Annotated in this window: 24 protein-coding genes; 14 read left to right on the top strand and 10 right to left on the bottom strand. The window is 62.0% G+C overall.

From position 1 onward, the window contains the following. Nucleotides 1–9 precede the first annotated feature (9 nt). Nucleotides 10–891 carry a bacteriorhodopsin gene (locus V8P86_RS03900; RefSeq protein ID WP_336325928.1) on the bottom strand — a complete coding sequence of 294 codons (882 nt, stop codon included), beginning with the start codon at nucleotides 889–891 and terminating at the stop codon, nucleotides 10–12. A gap of 315 nt (nucleotides 892–1,206) precedes the next feature. Between V8P86_RS03900 and trkA the strand changes: the two genes are divergently transcribed. Next, on the top strand, nucleotides 1,207–2,544 hold the full coding sequence (trkA, locus tag V8P86_RS03895) for a Trk system potassium transporter TrkA (protein WP_336325927.1): 1,338 nt from the start codon (nucleotides 1,207–1,209) through the stop codon (nucleotides 2,542–2,544). Nucleotides 2,545–2,560: 16 nt separating this feature from the next. Then, a complete protein-coding gene (locus V8P86_RS03890) occupies nucleotides 2,561–4,075 on the top strand; it encodes a TrkH family potassium uptake protein (protein WP_336325926.1) in 1,515 nt (504 codons plus the stop codon). Here the strand turns inward: V8P86_RS03890 and V8P86_RS03885 are convergent, their stop codons facing one another. Both V8P86_RS03885 and V8P86_RS03880 read right to left on the bottom strand, forming a co-directional pair. Next, nucleotides 4,076–5,710 carry a potassium channel family protein gene (locus V8P86_RS03885; RefSeq protein ID WP_336325925.1) on the bottom strand — a complete coding sequence of 545 codons (1,635 nt, stop codon included), beginning with the start codon at nucleotides 5,708–5,710 and terminating at the stop codon, nucleotides 4,076–4,078. A gap of 55 nt (nucleotides 5,711–5,765) precedes the next feature. Continuing rightward, complete coding sequence (locus V8P86_RS03880) at nucleotides 5,766–7,376, bottom strand: Na+/H+ antiporter NhaC family protein (protein ID WP_336325924.1); 1,611 nt, start codon at nucleotides 7,374–7,376, stop codon at nucleotides 5,766–5,768. Between the two features lie 168 nt (nucleotides 7,377–7,544). On the opposite strand from V8P86_RS03880, the gene V8P86_RS03875 reads away from it, so the two are divergent. Continuing rightward, nucleotides 7,545–7,979: a universal stress protein gene (locus V8P86_RS03875; protein WP_336325923.1), complete on the top strand. Its 435-nt coding sequence runs from the start codon at nucleotides 7,545–7,547 to the stop codon at nucleotides 7,977–7,979. 2 nt (nucleotides 7,980–7,981) lie between these two features. Here V8P86_RS03875 and V8P86_RS03870 read toward each other — a convergent pair whose 3' ends face one another. Next, nucleotides 7,982–9,019, bottom strand: coding sequence for a sensor histidine kinase (locus V8P86_RS03870; protein ID WP_336325922.1), 1,038 nt, complete (start codon nucleotides 9,017–9,019; stop codon nucleotides 7,982–7,984). Between the two features lie 128 nt (nucleotides 9,020–9,147). Here V8P86_RS03870 and V8P86_RS03865 point away from each other — a divergent pair, with 128 nt between their 5' ends. The 5 genes from V8P86_RS03865 to V8P86_RS03845 are packed head-to-tail and all read left to right on the top strand — an operon-like array spanning nucleotide 9,148 to nucleotide 11,422. Further along, nucleotides 9,148–9,429, top strand: coding sequence for a 50S ribosomal protein L44e (locus V8P86_RS03865; protein WP_336325921.1), 282 nt, complete (start codon nucleotides 9,148–9,150; stop codon nucleotides 9,427–9,429). A gap of 2 nt (nucleotides 9,430–9,431) precedes the next feature. Next, nucleotides 9,432–9,605, top strand: coding sequence for a 30S ribosomal protein S27e (locus V8P86_RS03860; RefSeq protein WP_336325920.1), 174 nt, complete (start codon nucleotides 9,432–9,434; stop codon nucleotides 9,603–9,605). Next, nucleotides 9,602–10,456 (top strand): translation initiation factor IF-2 subunit alpha, encoded by an 855-nt coding sequence (locus V8P86_RS03855; protein WP_336325919.1) that lies wholly within the window; start codon nucleotides 9,602–9,604, stop codon nucleotides 10,454–10,456. Before V8P86_RS03860 ends, V8P86_RS03855 begins: the two co-directional genes overlap by 4 nt. A 26-nt stretch (nucleotides 10,457–10,482) precedes the next feature. Next, entirely contained in the window at nucleotides 10,483–10,665 is a 183-nt protein-coding gene (locus V8P86_RS03850) for an RNA-protein complex protein Nop10 (RefSeq protein WP_336325918.1), read from the top strand. A 4-nt stretch (nucleotides 10,666–10,669) separates the two neighbouring features. After that, nucleotides 10,670–11,422 carry a proteasome assembly chaperone family protein gene (locus tag V8P86_RS03845; RefSeq protein WP_336325917.1) on the top strand — a complete coding sequence of 251 codons (753 nt, stop codon included), beginning with the start codon at nucleotides 10,670–10,672 and terminating at the stop codon, nucleotides 11,420–11,422. Between the two features lie 33 nt (nucleotides 11,423–11,455). Here the strand turns inward: V8P86_RS03845 and V8P86_RS03840 are convergent, their stop codons facing one another. Together V8P86_RS03840 and V8P86_RS03835 are read right to left on the bottom strand one after the other, a co-directional pair. Beyond that, a complete protein-coding gene (locus V8P86_RS03840; protein ID WP_336325916.1) occupies nucleotides 11,456–12,229 on the bottom strand; it encodes an SDR family NAD(P)-dependent oxidoreductase in 774 nt (257 codons plus the stop codon). 88 nt (nucleotides 12,230–12,317) lie between these two features. Further along, nucleotides 12,318–12,848: a 50S ribosomal protein L16 gene (locus V8P86_RS03835; RefSeq protein WP_336325915.1), complete on the bottom strand. Its 531-nt coding sequence runs from the start codon at nucleotides 12,846–12,848 to the stop codon at nucleotides 12,318–12,320. Between the two features lie 161 nt (nucleotides 12,849–13,009). On the opposite strand from V8P86_RS03835, the gene V8P86_RS03830 reads away from it, so the two are divergent. Next, complete coding sequence (locus V8P86_RS03830) at nucleotides 13,010–14,005, top strand: glutathione S-transferase family protein (protein ID WP_336325914.1); 996 nt, start codon at nucleotides 13,010–13,012, stop codon at nucleotides 14,003–14,005. A 9-nt stretch (nucleotides 14,006–14,014) separates the two neighbouring features. On the opposite strand, the gene V8P86_RS03825 is transcribed toward V8P86_RS03830, so the two are convergent. Next, nucleotides 14,015–14,536, bottom strand: a complete 522-nt coding sequence (locus tag V8P86_RS03825; RefSeq protein WP_336325913.1) for a hypothetical protein — start codon at nucleotides 14,534–14,536, stop codon at nucleotides 14,015–14,017. Nucleotides 14,537–14,652: 116 nt separating this feature from the next. Here V8P86_RS03825 and lipP1 point away from each other — a divergent pair, with 116 nt between their 5' ends. Continuing rightward, on the top strand, nucleotides 14,653–15,591 hold the full coding sequence (gene lipP1 / locus V8P86_RS03820) for a LipP1 family hormone-sensitive lipase (protein WP_336325912.1): 939 nt from the start codon (nucleotides 14,653–14,655) through the stop codon (nucleotides 15,589–15,591). 394 nt (nucleotides 15,592–15,985) lie between these two features. Here the strand turns inward: lipP1 and V8P86_RS03815 are convergent, their stop codons facing one another. Beyond that, complete coding sequence (locus V8P86_RS03815; protein ID WP_336325911.1) at nucleotides 15,986–17,812, bottom strand: acyl-CoA dehydrogenase family protein; 1,827 nt, start codon at nucleotides 17,810–17,812, stop codon at nucleotides 15,986–15,988. A 64-nt stretch (nucleotides 17,813–17,876) separates the two neighbouring features. Next, nucleotides 17,877–19,832: an ATP-binding protein gene (locus V8P86_RS03810; RefSeq protein WP_336325910.1), complete on the bottom strand. Its 1,956-nt coding sequence runs from the start codon at nucleotides 19,830–19,832 to the stop codon at nucleotides 17,877–17,879. A gap of 169 nt (nucleotides 19,833–20,001) precedes the next feature. On the opposite strand from V8P86_RS03810, the gene V8P86_RS03805 reads away from it, so the two are divergent. Genes V8P86_RS03805 through V8P86_RS03790 form a run of 4 tightly spaced genes read left to right on the top strand, consistent with a single transcriptional unit; the run spans nucleotide 20,002 to nucleotide 24,510 of the window. Next, entirely contained in the window at nucleotides 20,002–21,147 is a 1,146-nt protein-coding gene (locus V8P86_RS03805) for an ABC transporter substrate-binding protein (RefSeq protein WP_336325909.1), read from the top strand. A 57-nt stretch (nucleotides 21,148–21,204) separates the two neighbouring features. Beyond that, nucleotides 21,205–22,101 (top strand): DUF4129 domain-containing protein, encoded by an 897-nt coding sequence (locus V8P86_RS03800; RefSeq protein ID WP_336325908.1) that lies wholly within the window; start codon nucleotides 21,205–21,207, stop codon nucleotides 22,099–22,101. After that, nucleotides 22,094–24,001 carry a DUF58 domain-containing protein gene (locus tag V8P86_RS03795; RefSeq protein WP_336325907.1) on the top strand — a complete coding sequence of 636 codons (1,908 nt, stop codon included), beginning with the start codon at nucleotides 22,094–22,096 and terminating at the stop codon, nucleotides 23,999–24,001. Before V8P86_RS03800 ends, V8P86_RS03795 begins: the two co-directional genes overlap by 8 nt. Next, on the top strand, nucleotides 23,998–24,510 hold the full coding sequence (locus tag V8P86_RS03790) for a DUF7519 family protein (RefSeq protein ID WP_336325906.1): 513 nt from the start codon (nucleotides 23,998–24,000) through the stop codon (nucleotides 24,508–24,510). The genes V8P86_RS03795 and V8P86_RS03790 overlap by 4 nt, the downstream gene beginning before the upstream one ends. Here V8P86_RS03790 and V8P86_RS03785 read toward each other — a convergent pair whose 3' ends face one another. Continuing rightward, a complete protein-coding gene (locus tag V8P86_RS03785; protein WP_336325905.1) occupies nucleotides 24,511–25,461 on the bottom strand; it encodes an AAA family ATPase in 951 nt (316 codons plus the stop codon). It lies immediately after the preceding gene. Between the last annotated feature and the right edge of the window lie 98 nt (nucleotides 25,462–25,559).

Below are 25,559 nucleotides of genomic sequence, written 5' to 3'. Positions count from 1 at the left end.
GTTGGCAGTTCAGTCGTCAGCAGGGATGGCTTCGGTCGTCGATCCGTACGTTTCGCCGGCGCTGATCGTCTCAACATTGTTGAGCACGTATCGGATCACAAGGAAGGAGAAGCCGTATTTGGCGACGATGTCGAACGCGCTGTAGCCCCACGAGGTGATACCGACGTTCTGGATGAGCGCGAGTCCTTCGTTCCCGATGGCCCACCAGACGGTATATCCGAACCACAGCACGACGGTCAGGAGTTTCAGCGTGTTGAAGATGTCCTGTGTTCCCGCGCTTTTCGCGTCCTCCGGCCACTCGACCAGCAGGATGTAGACGACGACGAGGAAGAAGGTACAGCTAATCCCGTACCAGACCCACCGCATGGCGTACGAAGAGGTCGTCAGCGCGGCGGCCAACCCAGTGATCATAATTCCGATATCGAAGGCGATTGCGGTGGCGATTTTCGTCAGGTTCGAGCCTGCGATCAACCCGAGCGCGAGCAGGATAAACGGCGTCGAGAACGCCCACGTCAGATACCGACCCCACAGGCTGATCGTTCCCTCGTACTCGCCGCCGCCGCCAGCGAGATTTGTCATTTCACCCGCCAGTGCGTGGCCGCTCGGCATCTCGATGACACTGATCGTCAACCCGGATGCCAGCCCCGTATAGCTCGCAACCGAGACTGCCGAGACGGCCATCGTCGAAACGACGATTAGTTTCGCCCGCGGATCTGTCAAATTCCGCGCCATGTACGCGAACAAAAGTAGTGAAAGACCAGCTATCGCGATATTGATGTAGATCGAACTCCCCAGCAACGGGTCGTTGAGGACGTGCTCGAACAACTCTGTCTGTGTCGGACCGTCCTGTGCGTTCAGTACAACTGTCGAAAGCGTATCTGCACCAGTCATGCTTGATTATTGTCTACGCCCAATATTGCAAAGAAACCGAGTGCATACTAGTCAGGGGATCACTGCCCTCGAATCGAATATCATTCCAGAATTACCCTGTTGATCTGAATAAATAGTTTTTTACTGGGGGTGAAATATAACGGACTATTGGCAATTCCCTATATCTCCTAACTTTGTAGTGGTCGTTCGCTGCGGTCGTTCTCTCTCAGTGGTTGCCGGCAGCAGAAACGCCAGGGCGCCAGCGATCGACGAGAATGGTTGTCGCCGATAGAGCTATGGGGTAAACCATTTGTGAGTCGGCGGAATTGTTGCGGTATGCGCGTTGTGATTATTGGTGCGGGGGAGGTGGGCACCTCGATCGCTGCAAATCTCTCTGGGAAACACGATGTCGTCGTCATCGAAGCCGACGAGCGTCGTGCAGAACAACTCAAATACGAACTCGATATTCTCACGATTGTCGGTGATGGGACCTCGATGGAGACGCAGGAGGCCGGAGATGTCGCAAAAGCGGATATGTTTATTGCCTGTACTGACGACGACCGGACGAACCTCGTCGCTTGCGGGACGGCGAAGACACTCGGCGATCCGTTCACCATCGCCCGCGTCAAATCCATCGAGTACCTCCGGACGTGGGATCGCAAGCACGGTGCCTTCGGCGCGGACCACGTCGTCTGCTCCGACCTGCTGACCGCGGAGAACATCGTCCGCGTGATCGGGTTGCCGACCGCTATCGATCTGGATCTGTTCGTCGGCGGCCTCGTCCACATGGCCGAGTTCGAGATCGTCGAGGGCAGCCCCGTCGCCGGGCAGACCGTCGCCGAGGCCGACCGCTTCGACTCGTTGACCTTCGCCGGCCTGTTCTGCGGGGACGACCTCGTCATCCCGGACGGCGAGACGCGAATCGAGACGGGATATCGAGCGGTCGTTATCGGGAGTCCAGAGAGTGTCAGAGCCTTCGGAAGCGATATCGCGCCCGACGGTACGGCTGAGCGGGCCGACGACGTGGTGATCGCCGGCGGCACAGAGATTGGCTATCACACTGCACGGCTACTCGAAGAGCAATCGGCCAAGCCGCGACTGATCGAGGCTAACGAGGAGCGGGCGCGAGCGCTCGCAGAGGATCTCCCCGACACTGTCGTCATGCAACACGACGCGACAGATACTGACTTCCTCGCCCGCGAACACGTCGACGAGTCAGACGTAATGATTGCGGCGATGAAATCCGACGAGCGGAATCTCTTGGTCGCCGTGCTCGCCAAACGTCTCGGTGTCGACCGCGTCATCGCCGTCGTCGACAACACGGAATACGTGACACTGTTCGAGGAAATCGGGATCGATGTGGCGATCAATCCGCGGGACGTGACCGCCGAAGATATCACTCGCTTCAGCTTCGAGAACGTCGCGGAGAACCTGGCAGTGCTGGAAAACGACCAGGCAGAAGTTCTCGAACTCCAACTCGAGGCCGACAGCGAGATGGTCGGTAAGACGATTCGGGGACTCGACGCGGATCTCGACGGCCGGTTCGTCGTCGGAGCGATCACCCGCGAGGGCTCGCTCATCACCCCGCGAGGCGATACAGAACTCCGGGCCGGCGACAAAATCGTCGTCTTCGTCGAAACCAGCTTTGCCGAAGAGCTGATGGCTGTGGTGTAGGTGAAACGCTCAGCTAATGGTCTCTCTTCCCCGAATCCGTGTCGACGTGGATGCGAGCTTCGATCTGATTGGGACGGTACTGGTCTATCTGGCCGTCCCGCTGGTCGTTCCACTCGTCCTCGCCGTCTATTACGGCGATCCGGTCGGTCCGTTCGTCGCAGCGATTGCGGCGACGCTGCTCGTCGGCGGCGGGATGGATTTGCTTGGCGACCGAGAGGCGAATCTCGGACCGCGGGAGGCGTTTCTCGCCGTCGCGCTGATCTGGTTTCTCGTCGCAGCCATCGGTGCGATTCCGTTCGTCGTCGCCGGCAACGGCACAATTGCGGGACCGATCAACGCACTGTTCGAGTCGATGAGTGGGCTGACGACCACCGGTGGGACGGTCTTTCGGGATTTCTCGGTCCACTCCAGATCGATCCTGATGTGGCGACAGCTCATCCAGTGGCTCGGCGGGCTTGGCATCCTCATCCTCGCGACGGCGGTGCTGTCCTCGCTGGGCGTCGGTGGTGCCCAACTCATGGAAACCGAGACACAGACGCAGAATGTGGACAAGCTCACGCCGAAAATCTCCGAGACAGCCCGGCTCATCTGGAGTCTGTACGTCGGGATCACCGGCCTCGCGATCGTCGTCTATTACACGCTCGGGCTGACCGGCCTCGCGCCCAACATGGATCTCTACAATGCCGTCGCCCACGCGTTTACCTCCGTCGCGACCTCGGGTTTTTCTCCCGAACCGGACAGCGCCGGGGCCTTCGCGCCCATCGTCCAGTGGGCGATGATCCCGTTCATGCTCGTCGGGTCGACGAACTTCGTGCTGCTGTATCTGTTCATCAACGGCCAGCCGATGCGACTGCTCAAAAACGAGGAGTTTCACTTCTATCTGGGAACGGTCGTGGTCTGTACCACAATCGTCGTTGGGGCATTGGCCGCCGATCCCACGATCGAGTTCAGCGTCGAGGCGACGCTCCGGCACGCGCTGTTCAATATTGCGTCGATCATTACGACCACGGGCTATGCGAGCACCGACTACACCGCGTGGTCGGCCGCTGGCCAGCACATGATCTTCCTGGGGATGTTTCTCGGTGGGATGGTCGGCTCGACGACCTGTTCGATCAAATCACTGCGGTGGCTCGTCGCGCTGAAATCGCTGCAGCGCTCGCTGTATACGAGCATCCACCCGGAGGCGGTCCGTCCGGTTCGCATCACCGGCAATCCGGTCGAGGAGGGAACGATCCGAGATATCTACGCCTATCTCTTGCTGAGTCTCATCATCTTTTTCGCGCTTACGGTCTTCATCGTCGTCGACGCCCAGCGTCTCTCGGACGTGACGGTCAGCGAGTTCGATGCGATGGGGGCGGCAGCCTCGACGTTTCTGAACATTGGTCCGGCGTTCGGTGCTGCCGGGCCGTTCGGCACCTACGACATCTTCCCGACGAGTACGAAACTAGTGATGATCGTGTTGATGTGGATCGGCCGTATCGAGATCATCCCGGTGCTCGTGCTGTTCACGAAGGCCTTTTGGACCTCGTGATCAGGTGAAGAGTCGATCGAACTCCCGGAGGCTGTCGTCGGTCCCGACCACGACGAGTCTATCCTCTTCACTGATCGTCGTCTCTGGACCGATTTCGGTCTGTGTTTTCTCACCGTGCTCGATTGCGATCACGGTACAGCCGGTTCGCTCACGGATGTTCGCAGTACCGATCTGCTGGCCGGTGAGTGTCGGGGCGCTGACTCGCCTGATCTCGACTTGCTGATCAACCGAGAGCCGATCCCGGTCTTCGAGCAGAAACGATGTCGACATCCGTCCGGTCACCGTCGCAAGCGACAGCACGTAATCGGCTCCTGCGCGGTAGGTCTTCGAGATGTTGGCGTTGTCGTCGACTCGGGTGATGATCTCGATTTCGGGAGCCATATCCCGGACCACGAGCGTTGCGAACTCGGTCATCGTATCGCTCGGGAGCGCAAGAACGACCGTCTGGGCGTCTTCGATTCCCGCGGCTTCGAGCGTCTCTGTCTCCGTCGCGTCGCCGACGATGTCGACGCCCGGATTCTCCTCGATGTCGACGACCGTGTGGTCGATGTCGGCCCCATCGAGCGCACTCGCGACCGTCCGGCCGACCGCGCCGTGCCCGACGACGACTGTCCGTCCAGTCTGGAACCGCCGGACAGAGGATTGGGTCATCTTGACCAGTTCGGTGAGTTGGTCTGGCTTCCCGGAGACGAGCAGTACCGTCCCCGGTGGGAGCGTCGTCTCCGGCGCTGGCGAGGGGATGAACTCACCGTGCATCCACACGCCGATTACATTGACGCCCGACCGCTCTCTGATCGTGCTGTCGGCGAGTGTCTTCCCGGCCAACCCGCTCCCGTGCTGGATCGATACCTCGACCAGTTCCAGATCTCCGTTGATCTCGACAGCTTCGTCGACCTCCGACCGCAGTGCTGTCGTCACCTTCTGTGCCAGACTCCGGCCGAGTAGTTGCCGCGGCGAGAGGACGTGATCCGCCCCTGCGAGGCGGTGATATTTCGCTAGCTCTGGCTCCTCGACAACACTCACGACCGGAACGTCTTCGGCGACCTCCTTGGCTGCCAGGACGATGCTCGCGTCGACCTGATCGGAAACGTCAGCGAACAGTGCACGAGCGTCGGCGAGTCGAGCGGCTTCCAGCCCCGAGGTCGATTCGGGGTCGGCTCTGATCACCCGGTGGTCGTTCTCGTACAGTTCGTTCGACCGGTCCCGGTCGGGTTCGACGATCACGTACGGAACGTCCTGTGAGCCAAGGTCGTCGATCAACTCCTTCGCCCGGGAGGTGTACGAACAGATCACGACGTGATCGGTCAGGTTGTCTTCCAGTTCTGTCGGTGCCGAGGTCGACAGCGCCTGCTCTAGCAGCGGCCCGACGAACACCGGCAGCGCCCCCACGAGCACGGCCATTCCCAGCAGATCCGTGACCGTGATGAACAGTTGCATCTCGGGGCTCGTCCACGGCGAATCGCCGCCGAATCCGGTGGTGGTGAACATCTCGACGGCGAACTGAAACGAATCGAGAAACGTCCGTGGTCGCCCCTCGAAGGTTCGCATGCCGTACTGATAGCCAACTGCCGTCAGCGTTAGCGCCAGCGCGACGAAGCCGAGATAGCCAAATGCCCGGCGTTTCCACCCGTCCATACCGGCTGGATGCCGTCCGGGAATAAAAGTGTGTAACTCTCCAGATTGCTGTGAGCTACTCGTCTCCGTCGTCGACCGCTGTTGCACTTCCCTCAGGCGAGTCACCGACAGAGGCAGCCACCGCCGGATCGAGTCCCTTCCGACGGGCGTCGAGCGTCGAGAGTCCGTATACCAGACCGACGAGCGTGAGCACACCCACTGGAAGCCACACGAGCGGTGTTACTCCGGTCACGCCCCACGCGAGCAGCACACCGATTGCGACGACCGCAACAGTCACTGCGTAGTATAGCTGTGTCCGGACGTGGTCGATCAGATCGGCTCCGGTAAACGTCGCCGAGAGCACGGTCGTATCCGAGATCGGCGAGGTGTGATCGCCGAAGATCGAACCGGAGAAGACCGCACCGACGACCGCTGCGACCATCGTGTGATCGCCAGCGAGGTTCCAGGCAATCGGCACGACGACCGGGGTCAGAATCGCCATCGCTCCCCACGACGTTCCGGTCGAAAAGGCCACGAACGCCGCGACTAGCAGGACGACGACCGGGAGCAGCGTCGGATTGATCACCGACTCGGCGTAGCCAGCGACGAACGTCCCGGTTCCGAGCGCGTCGACCGCCTCGCCCAGACTCCACGCCAAGACGAGAATCGACACTGCCGTGAGCATCACGCCGAAGCCGTCGACGACCGTGTCGGTCAGTTCGCCAAGCGAGAGCACGCCGAGGGCTTTGCCCAGCACGAAGCCGGAGCCAACCATAGCGAACGAGCCGTAGACGAGCGCTGCCGCGTAGTCCGCGCCCGTGACCACGTCGTACGCCGACGCGCCCGGCTCGTAGCCCGTCCACACCGCAGAACCGATCGTCACGGCGATCAACACGACGACTGGTCCGAAAAACGCGAGCAGGCGGGGGTTGTTCACGCTCGGTGTGCCCAGTTGTTCCTCGACGTTCTGCATCGGCGTCGATTCTTCGCGAACGACCGCACCCGTCTGCCGGGACCGCGCCTCCGCAGTGAGCATCTCACCGTAGTCCCGCCCGCTCACGACGACGATTGCGACCATCGCGATTGCGAGAATGGCGTAGGTATTGAACGGGATCGACCGCAGGAATATCTCGACCGCCGGCGGGGCTGACTCGACATCGAGTTCCGCGTAGGCATCGGAGATCAGCCCGAGTTGGAACGCGACCCACGACGAGATGCCGAGCGTCGCAACCGGGGCCGATGTTGAATCGACGATGTAGGACAACTTTTCGCGAGAGACACCCAACTTGTCCGAAATTTCTCGCATCGTGCTGCCGACGATGGCTGTGTTGGCATAATCGTCGAAAAACAGCAAGAGTCCGAGCAGCCAAGCGATCAATCCAGCTTTCCGTGGCGTTTCGATTCGGTCGGTCGCCCAGTTTCGGAGTGCGAGCGAGCCGCCGAGTCGCCAGACCATCGCGACACCGGAGCCGATCAGCAGCGTAAAGAGCAGGATCCGAACCTGAAACTCGTCGCTCAGCGCGGTGACGATCCAGTCGAACGTCTGCACGATTCCCAGCCCGCCACTGACAATCATCCCGGCTGCCCAGATACCCAGAAAGAGCGCCAGTACCGCTTTCCGGGTGACGATTGCCAGCCCGATAGCCAGCAGCGGTGGAACCAGCGAGAGCAGTCCATACTCGGCCATACGGCTGAGCTTTTCCCGCCTCGGATATGGCTGTCGAATCGCACCGGGATTTTCCCCCCACCTCACAGATTCCATGGTTGGCCGGAACTACCGAGCCATATCCTCGTCCCGTTTCAGTCGCCGAGACAGGACATACATTCTTAGGCTGTTGTCGAGTTACATTCGAGTATGACCGAGACCGATCCCGGCCCCAATCTCCTCGAACACGTTCTCCTCCCGCTCGCTAACGAAGAAGACGCCGTGCGGACGGCGAGCGCGCTCGAACCGTATCAACCCGAGCAAGTGACTGCGCTGCATGTCGTCGAAAAAGGCGGGGGCGTTCCCGACAAGACGCCAGTCGAGCAGTCCGAAGGGCTGGCGGAGGACGTTTACGAGGCTGTTCGGACAATCTTCCCCGATGCCGCGGAACACACCGCCTACAGCCGCGACGTGATCGAGGCAATCTTCGAGGCGGCCGAGGAGGTCGACGCGTCGGCAATCGCCTACCAGACCCGCGGCGGGAGCCGACTCGTACAGTTTCTCTCGGGCAATCCGGCACTCAAACTCGTCACAGAGGCAGATCTGCCGGTGGTCGCCCTGCCACGCGTCGAACCCGAGGAGTAGCGCTAGTCGATCGTGAAGCGAAACTCGGCACCGCCGTCTCGACTCTCGCCGACGGACACCGTCCACCCGTGGGTCTCCGCAATCCGCGAGACGATCATCAATCCGAGCCCGGAACTCCCGCCGGTCGAATAGCCCGTCTCGAATATTTGCTCGGTGTCTTCCGACGAGATTCCTTGCCCGTCATCGGCGACAAAGAAGCCCTCTTCCCTACTGCCGACGCGAACGGTCAGCAGCGGCACCTCCGAGCCGTCGGGGGCGTGCTCGCCGCCCTCTTCCGGCATACCGTGCTCCATACTGTTCCGGAAGAGGTTTTCGAGCATCTCGGCGAGCAGATCCGGATCGGCAGCGAGCGTTCTGGTAGCTTCGATGTCGAGTGTCGCCCCGTCGGTTTCGACGGTCCCCCAGGCTTCCTGCGCAACTGTCTCCAGGTCAACCCCGTCGACAATGTCGGGATCGCCTTCCTCGCGGGTCAGCGTCAGGATCCCGTCGATGATTCGCTCCATCCGGTCCAGTGACTGCTGGATCCGCTCGGTCCGCTCGTTGTCGGTTTCGAGCAGTTCGACCTGTCCGCTGGCGACAGTAATCGGATTTCGGAGGTCGTGTGAGACGATGCTGGCGAACTCCGACAGCCGCTCACTTCGCCGTTCGAGTTCGGCGTTGGCACGGCGAAGCCGTGCCGCGTAGACCCCGATCAGCGCGCCCAGCGCACCCCCCGTCACGAGCGAGGCGAACACCGCGAGTCCGAACGACGTCTCGAAATGGCGGCTGACCTGTCCGAACCAGAATCCGACCCCGAAAAAGACTAACACGCCGATTCCGAACCACGAGAGAATCGTGCGCGAGGAGAGGTCGCCCATCTCGTCGTGGGTCGATGCGCCGTATACCAGCATCCAGAGGGCGATTCCGATCGGAAGTGTCGCCTGTACCCAGACGGTCAACTCCGTCGGACCGGCGAGTCCGACGGCCAGCATCGTCAGTACTGTGAGTCCCGCTCCCAGGACAACGAGCACGTTGTCGACCAGCGACTCTGCGCGACCCATCTCGTCCGGCCGTACCCCACTGGCACGTCTAAACCTTCGGGAGTCTCCCACTCGGTGGAAAATCGCCTCGGGGCCGAAACGTGGGGATTTTAAGGACTCGTATCGAACTGCCCGCAAGGTCGATATCTATGGAGATGCCACGACGAATGAATACGTACTGTCCGCACTGTAACGAACACCACGAACACGAGGTCGAGAAGGTCCGGTCCGGTCGCTCGTCGGGAATGAAGAAAGTCAACGACCGCCAGCGCGAACGCCAGTCCGGCATCGGGAACGACGGCAAGTTCTCGAAGGTCCCCGGTGGAGACAAGCCGACGAAAAAGACCCAGTTGAGTTACCGCTGCAGCGACTGTGGCAAAGCCCACCAGCGTGAAGGATGGCGCGCCGGTCGACTCACATTCCAGGAATAACAATGGCAGGAAGCTTCTACACCGTTGCCTGTCCGGACTGTGACAACGAACAGATCGTCTTCGGGAAAGCCGCAAGCACCGTCGCGTGTGCGGTCTGCGGGCACACGCTCGCCAAGCCGACCGGCGGCGAGGCGATTCTCGAAGGCGAGGTCACCGAGACCGTCGAGGCCCGATGAAGTTCAGCGGCTGGCCCGAATCCGGTGAACTCGTCGTCGGTCGCGTCGACGAGATCGAGGATTTCGGCGTGTTCGTCGATCTGCTCGAGTACGAGGACAAGCGCGGCCTCTGTCATATCAGCGAGGTCGCCTCCGGGTGGATCAAAAACGTCCGCGATCACGTCAACACCGACCAGCGGGTCGTCGCGAAGGTGCTCGACGTGGACGAGAGCGCCCAGCAGATCGATCTCTCGATCAAAGACGTCAGCGACCACCAGCGCAAAAACAAGATTCAGGAGTGGAAAAACGAGCAGAAGGCGGACAACTGGATGGAAATCGCCTTCGGCGAAGATATCTCCGACGAGGAGTACTCGACGATTGCAAACACCATCCTCGCCGACTTCGGTTCGCTGTACGACGGCTTCGAGAAGGCCGCGATCCACGGCCACGAAGCCCTCGACGACGTTGATCTGGACGAGGACCAGATCGACGCCATCGTCGAGACGGCACGCGAGAACGTCTCTGTTCCATACGTCACCGTCAGCGGCTACGTCGATCTCACCTGCCCGTCTGGTGACGGGGTCGACGCCGTCCAGGAGGCTCTGCGGGCCGCCGAAGGGAACGGCGAGAGTCCCGTGAGCAGCGACGGCTCGAACGAGTCGTCGGAAGATGGGTCTTCCGATATTCCCGAAGAGGTCGATCTGGAGGTCACCTACGTCGGCGCACCGGAGTACCGCATCGAGGTGCAGGCGCCCGATTACAAGACCGCCGAAGATCAACTGGAAGCCAGCGCCGAACGCGCGAGCGCCCAGATCGCAGAGCACGGTGGCTCGGGCGAGTTCCACCGCGAACGCCGCTCCGACGACGAATAATCCGGATTCAGCGAACGTATCGCCCAATGAAATCAGATATTCGCGTCTGTTCTGTCTGGGAATCGACTCACAACCGACCGGTCTACACTCTCGGCGAGTCCTGTCCCGAATGCGGGGCCGAGGCAATCAACAGCGCCCCAGCGCCGTTTTCGCCCGAGGACCCATATGGGGAGTATCGACGCGCTCTTAAGCGGCGCAACCGGGAGTGAGTGTATGAACGAGTTCGAGGTCGAAACGGTTGGGGAACCAGACCTATCAGATCCAGTGTTCGTCGAGGGACTGCCGGGCGTCGGCCACGTCGGCAAACTCGCAGCGGAGCATCTCGTCGAGGAACTCGACGGAGAGTTGGTCCGCCGCGTCTACTCGACACACCTGCCGCCACAGGTCAGCGTCGACGAGGGCCGGACACAGTTGGCCAGTGCGGAAATTCACGCCGTCTCCGTGGATGACGTGGATCTGCTTGTACTGACCGGCGATCACCAGGCACAGGATACCGTCGGTCACTACGGCCTGACCGACGCCGTGCTCGATATCGCCGACGAGTTCGACGCGAGCAGAGCCTTCGCCCTCGGCGGCGTCCCGACGGGCGAACTCATCGAGGAGTACGACGTGATCGGTGCGATCAACGACGACGACCAGCGCGACGAACTCGAAGACGTGGGTGTGGAGTTCCGCGGCGACGAACCCGCCGGTGGTATCGTCGGTGTCAGCGGCCTGTTGCTGGGACTGGGCGAGCGCCGTGATCTGCCCGCGGCCTGTCTGATGGGCGAGACCAGCGGCTATCTGGTCGATCCGAAAAGCGCACAGGCTGTCCTCGAAGTGTTGCAGGAGATCCTCGGTTTCGAGGTCGATTACAGTTCGCTCGAAGACCGCGCCGACGAGATGGAGGAAGTCGTCCGCAAGATTCAGGAGATGGAGCAGGGGACGCCGACGCCGTCGGACGAGGATCTGCGGTATATCGGCTGATCCGGACAATTGTGAGCGAAACCGACGAAGTTCTCAGGAACTGTTCAGGTTTCCGCCATCGACGACGATAGATTCGGCGCTGACGTACGACGACAGATCGCTGGCGAGAAAGACACAGACTCCAGCAACATCTTCTGGGTCGCCGAACCGCCGCAAGGGAATCATCTGTTTTAGTTGCTCGCCTTCCTCGGTCCCGACGACTGGCTGATCCTCGACAGTCATCGCGGTTTCGATGACGCCGGGGTGGACCGCGTTGACTCTGATGCCGTCGGGGCCGAGTTCGTTCGCCAGTGCGTAGGAGAACAGTCGAGTGCCTCCTTTCGCCGCCGAGTACGGCGTAATCTCGCCGTAGCCGTTCATCCCGGCAACGCTCGACATGTTGATGATACTGCCGCCGTTTCCGTGTTCGATCATCTGGAGTGCGGCCGCTTTTGCGCCGTGAAAGACGCCAGTGAGGTTGATATCCATCAACTGCTGGTACTCCTCGAAATCCAGTTCGACCAGCGGTCCCTGCGGACCGACGATACCCGCGTTGTTCACCATCACGTCGATACCGCCGAACTCCTCGGCGGCCTCGACTGCCGCGACACAGTCCTCGTACTCGGTCACATCACACTCCACGAACGTGGCGTCACCACCTGCTTCGGTGATCAGTTCGTGGGTCGGGGTTCCCCCTTGCCGTGGCTCAGACTGTACGTCGGCAACGATGATTGCCCCACCTTGTTCGGCGAACGACTGAGCGATTGCCCGTCCGTTCCCACTCGCTGCCCCCGTAATGACCGCCGTCTTCCCCCGTAGTAGGTCCATGTGAGTCTGTACCAATGTACGACACTAATAGCTAGGGTACCAGCATAGCAGTCGCTCGGCGCGGAGAAAACGGAAGAAGACCGAGTCGTTACGCGATCAGCTGTTCCTGGCCGCGTTCGACTTTGATCCGGCACGGCGGCGTGATCTTGTTGTACGCACGTCGGTACGCTTCCTTGACGGCTTCGGCCTGGTCGACGTCGCAGTAGGCTGTGAACAGGCGCTCGCCGGACTGGATTCGTGCGGCGGTGCCGACGATTTTCCCGAAGGCCTGACGCATTCCGTCGGAGACACGGTCCGCACCTGCGCCGGTCGCCTGTTTGTTCTCTCGGAGCACCTGGTGTGGGAACTTCCGGAGCACCATCTTGTAGTTGTGCTCGCCGAGTTCCTGGATCAGGTAGCGGTTCGCGGACAGCCGCGAGGCCTCCAGCGATCCGTGCCGGAGCTGGCCGGTCTCCTCGACCACGAGCGAAATCTGGACGGGGTAATCCTCGGGGTCTTTGTTTCGGTCGCCCATCTGGTGCTGTGCAATTTTCGAGCCGGGGATGCCCGTGATATACTCCCGTCGCGTATATGCGGGCTTGTCGATGTCCCGGTACATCGAAGCTGGCTTCTCGGACATAATTTGTTCTTAAACGAACGTGGCCAACAGCGAGGATAAAGCCTTCGGAGTCGGGCCGTCCTGTCTACCCCTCTCATACCGCAGTTGTTTCCGGAAACGGACATGATGGTGACACGGCACTCACTACCCTCCTTATGAGGTGAGAGACCCAACTAAGAGTCATGAATATGCTCGTCGACGGCGAGTGGCGAACCGACGCCTACGAAACAACCAACGAGGACGGGGAGTTCGAGCGCTCCGAGACTTCCTTCCGGGATCGGATCCAGAACGACCCCGACGCCCGTTTCCAGCCAGAGGCTGGCCGGTATCACCTCTACGTCTGCAACGCCTGCCCGTGGGCCCATCGGACGATGCTCGTTCGCAAACTGAAGGGGCTGGAAGACGCCATCAGCATCGACTACGTCGATCCGTTCCGCGACGATGGCGGCTGGCAGTTCACGCCCGAGAAGGAGGGCTGCACGACTGACAGCATCCACGGCAGCGACTATCTCCGGGAAGTCTATCAGGCAGCCGATTCGGACATGACCGGCCGCGTGACCGTCCCGGTGCTGTGGGACAAACAGGAAGAGACCATCGTCAACAACGAGTCCGAAGAAATCCTCCGGATGCTCGACACCGAGTTCGACGATGTCGCGAGCCGCGACGTGGACCTCTATCCCGAGGGGTATCAGGAGGAAGTCGACCGCATCATCGAGGAAATCTACGAGCCGATCAACAACGGCGTCTACCGAACTGGTTTCGCCAAGTCACAGTCGGCCTACGACGAGGCTGTCACCGAGTTGTTCGACGCGCTCGACCACTGGGACGAGGTGCTCGCCGACCAGCGCTATCTCGCCGGTGACCGACTCACCGAGGCCGATATCTGCATGTTCACGACGTTGATCCGCTTCGATCAGGTCTATCACACCCACTTCATGTGCAACAAAAAGCAGATCCAGCAGTACGACAACCTCTGGCCGTACCTGCGTGACCTCTACCAGACCGACGGTGTCGCCGAGACGGTCAACATGGATCACATCAAGGAACACTACTACACGACTCACCCCGATGTGACGCCGACCCGGATCATCGCCGCCGGCCCCGACCTCGACTTCGAGGCCGAACACGACCGAGACGAACTCCTCGGCGGTCCGCCGGAAGCGCTCACGCTGGCCTGAATCGACCCGTTACCAGCCGAGCACTGATCTGAGGACCGAATCCGGGTTTTCGAGGAATGGAAAGACGACTCCGAGAACCGCCCCGTACAGCACGTGCCACGCCAGCAGTGTGCTGGTCACGTACGGCATCGTCGGCGGGTCGGTCAGGCCGACAAACTGCGCCCAGGCCGGGAGGACGAACCCGGTCGCCATCACCGCAAGCGAGAGGCCGAAGATAATTCCTGCGAGGACGGTCTTCCACAGCCAGTTCGTGATCCCCACCACGCCCGGGTCTGAGAGCACGCCCGCGAAGAGGAGTCCGAACAGCGTGCCGTGGAGGACGTGAGCGAGGACGCCGACCGCCATCACCCCCTCCAGTCCGTACATCCCCGCAATCGTCTCGCTGAACATCTCGGGTTCGATCGGCAAAATCACGAGCATCGTCGCAAGTGTCGCGACACATCCCGAAACTGCTCCCCCACGCCAGGCCACCGGCACGTCGAACGCGGACTCACTGTCTATCTCCCGCCCGTAATGATCGCTGATTGCCATGAATTACGACGTGGTATGAGCTGGATAATAAAATAATTAATCATGATGAATGTATCCCATCTGCAATGCCGGAGGCCGCCGACCGAATTAAGAGGCGCGCCTTCGTGGCGACTGGTATGAGTGATGGGGAACTCGATCCACAGACTGAAGCGCTACTGGAAACACTCGGGGCGGGAATCACGCCGCCGACGTTCACGCTGTCGGTCTCGCAGGGCCGCGAGATGCTCGACGACCTCTTCGAGGTGGAAAATCCGGAGGACGTTGGCGAGGTGATGGACACGGAGATTCAGGGGCCGAACGGGCCAGTTCCGCTGCGAATCTACGCGCCGGAGGGTGAGGGGCCGCATCCGGTGTTGGTCTTCTTCCACGGCGGCGGGTGGGTTCGGGGCTCACTCGACGGCTACGACGGTCTCTGCCGACGACTCACGAACCGCGCCGAGGCACTGGTCGTCTCGGTCGATTATCGTTGCGCGCCGGAACACCCGTTCCCGGCCGGGTTCGAGGACTGCTACGCGGCGACGGAGTGGGCCGCCGAGTACGCGACGGATCTGGGCGGCGATCCGGACCGAATCGCAGTCGGCGGAGACAGCGCCGGGGGGAACCTGACCGCCGCGGTGACGCTTGCCGCCCGGGACCGCGACGGCCCCGAGTTGGCCCACCAACTGCTGATCTATCCGGCGACGAACTCGCCGCTGGTGCGGTGGTTCGACTCCTACGACGAGAACGAGTCGGGTTATCTGCTGGAACTGGACAGCGTCGAGTGGTATCTCGACCAGTACGTCGACGACGCCGACCACGGCAACCAGTACGCCTTCCCGCTGCGAGCGCGTGATCTCTCGGGCCTGCCGCCCGCGACGGTTATCACCGCCGGCTTCGATCCGATCCGCGACGAGGGAATCGCCTACGCCGACCGCCTCGCCGAGGATGGCGTCGATGTCGAACACATGCACTACGAATCGCAGATCCACGCCTTCGTCAGCCTGTACGAACACCTCGATGACGGCGTCGAGGCAATCGACCGGATGGGCGAACAACTCCGAGCCACCTTCGAGTGAGGGCCGCGCCGTCGACTGCCCGCACCCCGCGAGTTCCGAGAGTAGGATGTTATTACTAAAGTAGTCCGGATTCCACCACCGGACTGCCAGGTCAATGAATGCACGACCAGGAGACTTGGATTCAGTGGGGGGAACAGAGCGACAGCCAGTCGGTACGGGGACGGACGACCTGCAAGGAGCGACGACTGATCGGAGAGGGGACCGATCGTACGCGTGTCTGAACTGCGGGCGGCAGTTCGACTCCTTCACACAGGAGTGTCCGGACTGCGGGGGCCGGGAGTTTCACACCGGAACGCCTGCGAGTGGATCTGAAACGGGTACTTCAGAACAGCGACACGATCTACTGAGACGAATCGCGATCCAGTTCAATCCCTATATCCCGCGCTAATCGCTGCTAGTCGTCGGCTTCTGCGCGCTCGACGAGCGCATCAGGCTCGATCGATGCGAACCGGACGACAGCGTCGAACTGTTCCAGCGGGAAGCGGTCGCCGTTGGTGATTCCACGGCCGTCCTGATCGGCCAGTTCTCGGTCGATAAAGCGCTGTGCAACCAGCGCGAGTCGTCCGTCGCCGTCTTCGAGTTCTGCCTGTGCTTCCTCCAAAAGCAGCGCCCCCGTGAATACGTCGAAGATGTAGTTCGACAGCCGCTTGGCCTGCAGTTGCGCGTAGTCGCCGTCGGCCGTCGCGAGTTCGCCAAGCGCCATCGTCAACTGCTGATATTCGGACTCGACGATGTCGGCGTGTTCCTCCAGCGCGGGGTGATCGATACCGTCCAGCCGTTCCTGCATCACCTGCATAAACGGCTCGTGTGCGTTCTCGCGTTCGAGCGCGCGCAACACGTCGAGCGCGAGGATGTTCTCGGTGCCCTCCCAGATGGGCAACACTTGCGCGTCCCGGAGCAGGCGGTTGGTGACGAAGTCGTCGACGTAGCCGTTACCACCCTGGATCTCCATCGCGTAGGAAGCGGTGTCGATGGCCATCCGCGCCGTTCGGAGTTTGGCAATCGGGATCAACAGCCGCATCAGCCGGTAGGTTTCGTCGGCTTCCTCACCGTTCCGGACGGCTTGCTCGCGCTCGGCAAACAGGCGGGCGGCCTCGAAGGTGAACGCGGTCGCAGCCTCGTGGTCGACGGCCATATCGACCAGATCACCGCGCATCAGCGGGTACTGATCGATGGTCTCGCCGAAAGCCTCGCGGTTGGCGGCGTGGATCTTGCTCTCCAGCAGCGAGCGGGCCATGATCCCGCAGGCCCCCGTCGCGTTCGAGAGCCGTTCGAGGTTCAGCATCTCCGTCATCTGCTTGAAGCCGTTCTCCTCCTCGCCGACGAGATAGGCCTTCGTGTCCTCTAGTTCCACCTCGCCGGTCGGCACGGCCGTCGTCCCGAGTTTGTCCTTCAGTCGGCGGTAGAGTTGATCGTTCACTGCGTCGGCCGGCGGCGGGCCATCGAATTCTTGGCGTTTGCCCTTCGTCATGACGCCGTCGTCGGGGTCGCCGTGCGGGACGAGAAACATCGAGAGGCCCTCGGTACCCTCGGGTGCATCGGGTGTGCGGGCGAGTGCGAGCGTTCCCTCGGCGTCGATATTCGAACAGAACCACTTCTCGCCAGTGAGTCGCCAGCAGCCAGCCTCTTCGTCGTACTCGGCGGTCGTCTCGTTGGCTCCCACGTCGCTGCCGCCCTGCTCCTCGGTGAGAAACATCGCGCCCTCGATCATCTCGCTGTGCTCGCGGCTCGTCAGCGCCTCGTAGTACGCTTCGAGGTCACCGTCGTCGAACAGTTCGAGGACGTGCGCCGCGCCCGCGGTCATCGCGACCGGACAGCCGAACCCGCTCCCCTCGGCGTAGGTGAGCATGTAGAACATCGAGAGGAAGTGCGTCAGTGGTAGCTTCTCCTCTCGATCCGGCGGCGTCTGGAAACAGTCCGCGATCAGTCCCGTCTCGTAGACTAACTGCTCGTTCTCGATCTGTTCGGCCGGGTAGCGGACGAAGTTCTGGATGTTGCCGTGTTTGTCGTAGCTGTGCAGTTCCGGACCGTGTTTGTCGACGTAATCCGCGTTGTCGGCGACGACGTTACCGATGATCGAGCCGAGTTCGTCCAGTCTCGGCTCGGCCCACTCGAAATCGTCGTCGTCGTAGACGCGTTCGATTTCCCGCTGGGCTGTCTCGTCGATTGCCCAGTAGTTGAGATGTCTCCCCTCCTCGTACTGACCGTACTCCTGACCCATATGCCCACATCACACACCCGGAAAATAAGGGTTGTCGCGTATCCATCCGGCAGTTCAAAAACGATCAGTCCCGGAGTGCGGACTGCTCGATGTCGGCGACGTACTCCTCGAACGTCTCCTCGTCGACGGAGAGATCACTGTCCTCGAATCGCTCGGCGAGCAGGTCGGGAACGCGGTAGTTGTAGTGGCCCCGGCCTGCGTGTTCGATAAGTCCCTTCGTCCTGAGCCGTCGGTTGTGCGCGTAGGCGTCGGTTCGGCTTCCGTCGCCGCCGGCCGAGAAGTGCGCGTTCAGCGGCGTCTCCGGTCCCGTCTCGCGGTAGAACTCCAGCATCTTCCGCGTTTTCGTCTCCAACCCGGCGATTTCGGCTTTCAGTTCCCTGACGACCAGGTCTGCGTCCTCGTTTTCCGTCGGTGCTCTGGAATCGCTCTGGTCGGCGTCGATGAATTCGGTGTCGTCGCGGAGCGTCCGCTCGATTTCCTCCCGTGCCGTCATCCCCTCGCCTTCCGTCGCCGTACCCATCTCGTCGACCGAGTTGAGCGCCTCCAGCACCGCGTCGGCGCTGAACTCACTCGACGCGCCGTTCTGGGCGACAGTGCCGCCGTCGGTCGAGGCGAACTCGGCGTCGGCCGCCCAGGCGATGTCTGCCTCCTCAGGCGCGGACGCTTCTGCACTGCCGTCCTCGCTCTCGACTGTCGGCGTGTTTGTCTCGTCGGCACTCGCGTCGGCGGCATCGTCGGCTTCGTCTGTCTCGTCCGCGAACAGTCCGTCCTCGGCAGTGGCTCCGTCCCCGAACATCTCGTCGTCGGCGAACGCATCGCCGCCGTTGCCGTCGCTCTCGTCGTCTGATTGCAGTTCGGGTTCGTCGGTCTCGGTCGTCGACTCCTCGTCGTCGGGGTCCTCGAAATGCGTCTGGTGGCTGTCGATAGCGGAGCGTTGCATTCGCTCGCGTTCAGTTCGGCCGGGTTGCACGCCGTTGACCTCCTCGACCAGCGAGTCGACGAACTGCTCGGCCATTCGGCTCAAATCGCGGGCGTCCTGCAACTCGCGTTCGAGTTCGGCGATCCGGGAGTTCTTCTGGTCCAGTTCCTCCCGCAGTTCCTTGATCTGGTTTTCCTGCTGTTTTTTCTCGTCGGAAATCTCTTCCAGTTCGGAGACGAGATCGTCGCTGACGCTTTTGAGATCCGGCCGCTCGAAGTCGTCGAGGCCGGGGGTCGCGCCCGCGTCGAAGGTCTGCTTGCGGAAAAACTGGACTCGCTGGATCGATTCGGCCCAGTCGGTCATCAGAAAGCCCTCGCCGTCGTCCAGGTCCTCTACCGCGTCGGCGTAGTCGTTGTCGAGAATCCGGCCGACGACTTTGGTGTCGTTGTTCCAGGTCAGCCGGTGCCACAGCAGCCAGTCACACTGGGTGATGAAATCTTTCTTCACGTCGGCCGGGCGCTGGCTGATGCCACAGATGCCGAGTCCGTGTTTGCGCCCGCGTTTGCCGATTTTGATCAACATTCGGCCGCACTCGCCGACAGAGCCGTTCTCGGGGATGTACTCGTGAACCTCTTCGACGAGCAGGAGGAAGGGCTGTTTCTGCTTTTTCGCCTTGGCGAAGAGACTCCGTGCGACCGCAGTCAGCACCTCTTCGGCTTCAGATTCGTCGAGATAGCTGGAGACATCGAGAATGATGGGGACGTTCTGTTCGAGCGCCAGCGAGGCGAGTTTCTCGGCGTGGTCGGCGGTGATCTGGATGTCACACTCCTCGTCTGCGCCCGCGTGGAGAATCTCGTACTCTTCTTTGAGGCCGTAGTACTCGCCGTCGATGTCGACGATGAGTAGTCCGAATCCGTTGTCGAGCAGTTTCTCGGCGATGACACTCGCCGAGTTCGATTTCCCGCTGCCGGACTTGCCGGTGACGAAGCCACGCCCGGTCAGCAACTCGACGACGGGGAGGGAAATCTCCGTCCCAACTTCCCCGTCGCCGCCGAATCCGCTACTCCGCTCGGCGACTGTGATCTGTTCCGTCTCGCTCATGTATTGAACAGAACGAGCCTCATCCATAACTCTCCGTCAGACAGACGGCGGACACGCGCTCCCTCGAATGACGGCGGTCCAACGGAAAGCGAAAGACGAAAACTCCACTCGTGATTTAGGCCCACCTAAGAAAGGAAACTGTTTTATGTGGTTTAGGCTAGCCTAAAATATGGCACACGACGTTTCCGCACGTGGATCGACACGTCGAACAGTTCTCAAGATTGGTGGTACGGTTGCGGCTGGAACCGCCCTGGCTGGCTGTACGGTAGAAGACGACCCCGCAGACGGCGACGACTCGGATAATCAGCCTGCGGGCGACGGGACCGTGACGATGGAACCAGTCGGCGAACTCGAATTCGAGGACCCGCCCGAGACGTGGGCTGCGAACAACGGCAGTTGGGCGGATATGGGCATCGCGCTCGGTCAGGATCCGCCGGAAGCGGTCTATCTCGCCCGCCGGTATCACACCAAATACTACGACGAGATTCCGGGCGTGAGCGTCGACGGTAGCGGTATCGACTCGCTGTGGACGAGCGAACTGAGCGTCGAGAAATTCCTCGCACTCGGCGAGAACGTCGAGGTGTTCGTCATGGACCCGAACTTCCTCGTCGGCCGCTCGAAGAGTCTGGACCAGGACGACATCGATCAGATCAAGTCTGCTGGGACGCCGTTTTTCGGCAACAGCATCTTCTCCCGCGGGTACAAGTGGCACGACTACGAGTATCTCGGCCTCTACGAAGCCTTCGAGAAACTCGCTCAACTCTTCGGCGAAACCGAGCGCTACGAGGCTTTCGAGTCGCTACACGAGGAGTTTCAGTCGACTCTCGACGACGTGGTCCCACCGGCAGAGGAGCGACCCTCCGTCGCCATCATGTGGCCCCAGCCGGCGGACGAACCCACGAAGTTTTCGCCGTATCTCATCGACGAGGGAACGAGTTTCAAACAGTGGCGTGATCTCGGTGTCGAGGATGCCTTTGCGACGACGAGCGTCAAGGACTTCCACAACAACCGCGGGCAGGTCGATTACGAAACCTTGCTGGAAATCGATCCCGACGTGCTCCTGCTTCGGGGGAACGAACACCGATCCGCGGCGGAGTTCGAGGAGACGGTGGTCTCGTTCATGCGCGAGCACGACGTGGCGAGTGAACTCACCGCCGTTCAGAACGGCGACGTTTACCGGGGTGGCTCTCTCTATCAAGGCCCGATCACGAATCTCGTTCTCACAGAGCGGGCCGCAAATCAGCTCTACGATGTCGACGATCAGTTGTTCGACCGCGAGCGCGTGGCCGACATCGTCGACGGAAATCTCGAGTGATTCTCAGGCTGAAACATCGAACAAGTCATAAGTTAGCCCGGCAACGAACGCCACACGATGGACCCCCGGACACGGACTGCCCTCCTGATCACCGTGGTTGCGGTCTTCGCACTCGGAATTTCTGCGGCGACGCTGAACTCGACGGTGCAAACCGGCTCCGATGGCTCCGGCGGAGGTGGCGGCGGCATACCGGACCTCTCGGGGACGCCGGATTTCGATCTCGATGACCCCCGCGGCGGAGACGAACTTCCGCCCATTGTCGCCCGGCTTATCGCCGCGCTGTTCGTCCTCCTCGCCCTCGGCTGTCTCGTCTACGGGCTACTGTATCGCAAACGGGCGGCCGTTTTCGCCGGGCTGCTGATCGGCGCGGTAGTGATCCTGTGGCTGTTCGTGCAGTTGCTCTCTTTGCTCACCGCACCGGACGGCACGATTGGCGGCTTGTTCGGCGGCCTCTCCGGCCTCGCCGGTGGGGACGGCTCCGGGAGTGGCGAACTGCGGTCGGTCCGAAATCTCGTACTGATCGTCGCTGTCGTCGGGTTCGCTGGTCTCGCTGCGTACCTGTTCACCGGATCGGATCGCCGTTCCTCTGTCGCTGATGACGATAAGCCGGACGACGAGGCTGCTGTCGACGACGACGTGAGCGACGTGGGCAGAATTGCCGGCCGAGTCGCCGACCGGATCGAGAATCAAGACGGCGACGAACCACTGGATAATCAGGTCTACGAGGCCTACAGCGAGATGATCGACCGACTCGACGTACCGTCCGAGCAATCGACGACGCCGCGGGAGTTCGCGGAGGCAGCCGCCGAGCGAGGGATGGCCGACGATGACGTGGCCGACCTGACCGCACTGTTCGAGGCGGTGCGCTACGGCGGGTACACGGCGACAGCGGATCGTGAGGCCGAGGCCGTCGAGACACTCCGCCGGATCGAACGGAGATATACGGATGAGTAGGCGGTACTACTATCTAGTCGGATTCGCGCTGCTCGCGATAGCCGTCGTCGAACTCGTCGCACCGAACACACTCGGACTCCCGTTCGGCGATGCCACGGCTGTCGTTCTCGGGGTCGCGGTGCTCCTGTACGCGCTCTCTATCTTCCAGCGACGGCGCGAGCAGACGGTCACACGGGCCGAGACGCCCGATGTCGAACTCACCCGGCCGACGACCGTCCCGGGAGAGAGTCTGTCCGCGGTGTTGAACTCTTTCCCCGAGGTCTCCGTTTCCAGACGCGCGGATATTCGGGAGGGGTTCGAGCAGGTCGCGATTACCGTCCTCTCGCGCTACGGCGACCGCTCGGAGTCAGCGGCAGCGGCGGCGATTCGGGAGGGGACGTGGACGGACGATCCGGTTGCCGCGGACCACCTCGCGGACCGCGAGCGAGGTGGATCGCTTCGAGAACAGCTTCGCAGTCTCGTGGGACGAGAGCCGACTGTCGATCCACAGGCCCGAACGGTCGAGGCGCTACTCGAAGTCGCCGGCCGGTCTCCGGACAGCGAGTTCTCCCAACCGACAGACAGCGAGATCGATTTCGAGACACTCGGCGAGACGACCGTCGATCCGGGTACATTCGAGGTCGACGGACCGATGACGCTTGGCCGGCGACGACTGACCAGACACTGGCTCGGGGTCGGACTCGCTGCGCTGGTCTGTCTCGGTGTCGGCGTGTTGACCCGCTCGCCGGCGGTGTTACTCGGGGCTGGCATCGGCGTCGGTTACGTTGCCTACGCCCGCACGCACTCTCTCGATGGAATCTCCCTTTCTCTCGAACGAAGCATCGACGAACCGAGCCCCGAGCCCGGCGACGAGGTGGAGATCACAGTTCGGCTCACCAACGAGGGATCACGTCTGCTCGCCGACCTCCGCCTGACCGACGGCGTACCCGATTCGCTGGCCGTGACAGACGGCTCGCCACGGTTAGGGACGGTTCTCCGCCCCGGCGAGACGGCGACACTCTCCTACACTGTGACGGTGACCCGGGGCCACCACGAGTTCAGTCCTGCGCTGGCGCTGGTCCGGAACCTACCGGGATCGGTTGAACGGGACGTGTATCTGACCGACGAAACTACAATCGACTGTCTGCCGTCGATCCACCCGGTTCAGCAGTCGGTGCCGCTCCAGCCGGCGGTTACGGGTCTGCCCGGACAGATCGAGACCGAGACAGGCGGCTCCGGGATCACCTTTCAGACCATCCGGGAGTACCAGCCTGGCGATCCGCTGAGCCGGATCGACTGGAACTACCGCGCTCGGACCGGCGAACTCGCGACCGTCGACTTCCGCCAGCAGCGGGCCGCGTCGGTCGTCCTGCTGATCGACGTTCGGGAGTCTGCCTACGTCGGTCCGGCCCCGGCGGCCGCCCACGCCGTCGACCGGTCGGTCGCGGGGGCGTCGCGGATCTTCGAGCGATTGCTCGACGATGGTAATCAAGCTGGTATCGCGGCGATGGGCGACGCGGATTGCTGGCTGGCTCCCGGGACCGGCAGCGCACACCGTGAACGCGCACGGGAACTGTTCGGCACCTCTTCCGCACTCGCTCCCTCGCCGCCCGAGCGGTCCAGACGCTCGAAGACGTGGCTCAGACAGCTTCGACAGCGTCTCGACCCGGGCACGCAGTTGATCGTCTTCTCGCCGCTGTGTAATCCCACGACAGCACGGACGCTCCGTGATCTCGACGCCCGCGGCTTCCCGGTGACCGTCATCAGCCCGGATCCGACCGGCAGGGCGACGACTGCGCAGACACTCCTCGCTCTCCGGCGTGCGCTGACCCTGACTGAACTCCGGCGAGCGTCCATTCCCGTCATCGACTGGCGACCGACCGACTCGCTGGAAGCCCGCTTCCGGGGGCGAGACCCATGAAGGAGATTACTCGCCAGCCGACACGGCTGAGCAGTGCTGCAGCCCTCCTAACCGGCGTCCTCGGGTTCGTCTCGGTTGGTCCGTACTCCGGACTCGCGCTCGGACTCGCCGGATTCGGACTCGTCGCGCTCGTCGTGGGAATTGTCCGGAATTCGCGGTCGCTGGCGACGGTCGGGCCGATCGGTCTGTTCGCCGGGGCTGTCGCGGCCGGCGTGAGGGATCCACCGGTGGCTGTCGTCCTCGTTGGTGTTCTCGCGGCCGTCCTCGCTTACGACTTCGCCGCGACGGCGATCGATCTCGGCGCACAACTCGGCCGAGAGGCCGACACTCGGCGACTCGAACTGATCCACGTCGCCACGAGTTCGTTCGCCGGGGTCGCCGTCGCTGTCGTGAGCTATCTCGTCTACGCGCTGGGAACCGGCGGGCAGCCGATTTCGGCGGTCGTCGGGTTGCTGCTGGCGGTCGTCGTCCTCTTCGTCGCGTTGCGCCGCCAGCAGCCGATTAGCTGATCACTCGATCGTCGGGACTGGCGTTTCCGCGAGAATGTCGTCGATGATCGCCCGCTTGTCAACGTCGTCGACCTGTGACTCGGCGGTCAACACGAGTCGGTGGGCGAGCACTGGCTTGGCGATCCGCTTGATCATATCTGGCGTGACGAACTCGCGACCGTCGAGCATTGCCCGGGCGCGGGCGGCCTCGAACAGTCGCTGTGAGCCACGGGGCGAGACGCCGATGGAGACGCGATAATCTGACCGCGTCGCACGTGTCAGTTCCAGCACATACCGCATTAGATCCTCGTCGACGCGGATCTCTTCGGGGTGGGACTGCAGATCGAGCACCTCCTGCGTCGAGAGGACTGTCTCGACTGTCGGGCTCCGCGTGTCCCGCCCGTCTCGGCGTTTGAGCAGGTCAAGTTCGCCGTCGAACTCGGGATAGCCCAGACTCGTCTTGATCATGAAGCGGTCGATCTGTGCCTCCGGCAGCGCGAAGGTTCCTTCCTGCTCGACGGGGTTCTGCGTCGCGATGACGAAAAACGGCTCAGGCAGGTCGTGCGTCTCGCCGTCGACGGTCACCTGTCGTTCCTCCATCGCTTCGAGCAGTGCCGACTGGGTTTTCGGCGGTGCGCGGTTGATCTCGTCCGCGAGGACGACGTTCGCGAAGATCGGGCCCTCCCGAAACTCGAAGTCGCCGGCCTGTTCGTCGAAGACGTAGGTGCCGGTCACGTCCGCGGGGAGCAGGTCGGGCGTGAACTGAATTCGCGAAAAGGAGAGGCCGAGCGCTCGCGCCATGCTCCGTGCAGTCAGCGTCTTGCCCGTGCCGGGGACATCTTCGAGGAGGACGTGACCGCGAGCGAGCATCGCCAGCAATACCGTTTCGAGAAAGCGCCGGTCGCTGATGACCGCTGCACTCACCGAGTCGATCACTGCGTCACAATCGTGGGCCGGTTGGTCTGTATTCATAATTCTCTGAGAACACTCGCCCGGGTGCGGGGACCGGGTCACTGCGGTTTTCCGTCTGGCGCGTGTTTCGACTGGTCGACACTTCACTGTTGTGTCCC

The organism is Halovenus anhuiensis, from assembly GCF_037080055.1.
Lineage (GTDB): Archaea > Halobacteriota > Halobacteria > Halobacteriales > Haloarculaceae > Halovenus.
Note: the sequence above shows the minus strand (reverse complement) of the source record. Positions and strands in the feature narration are given on the sequence as shown.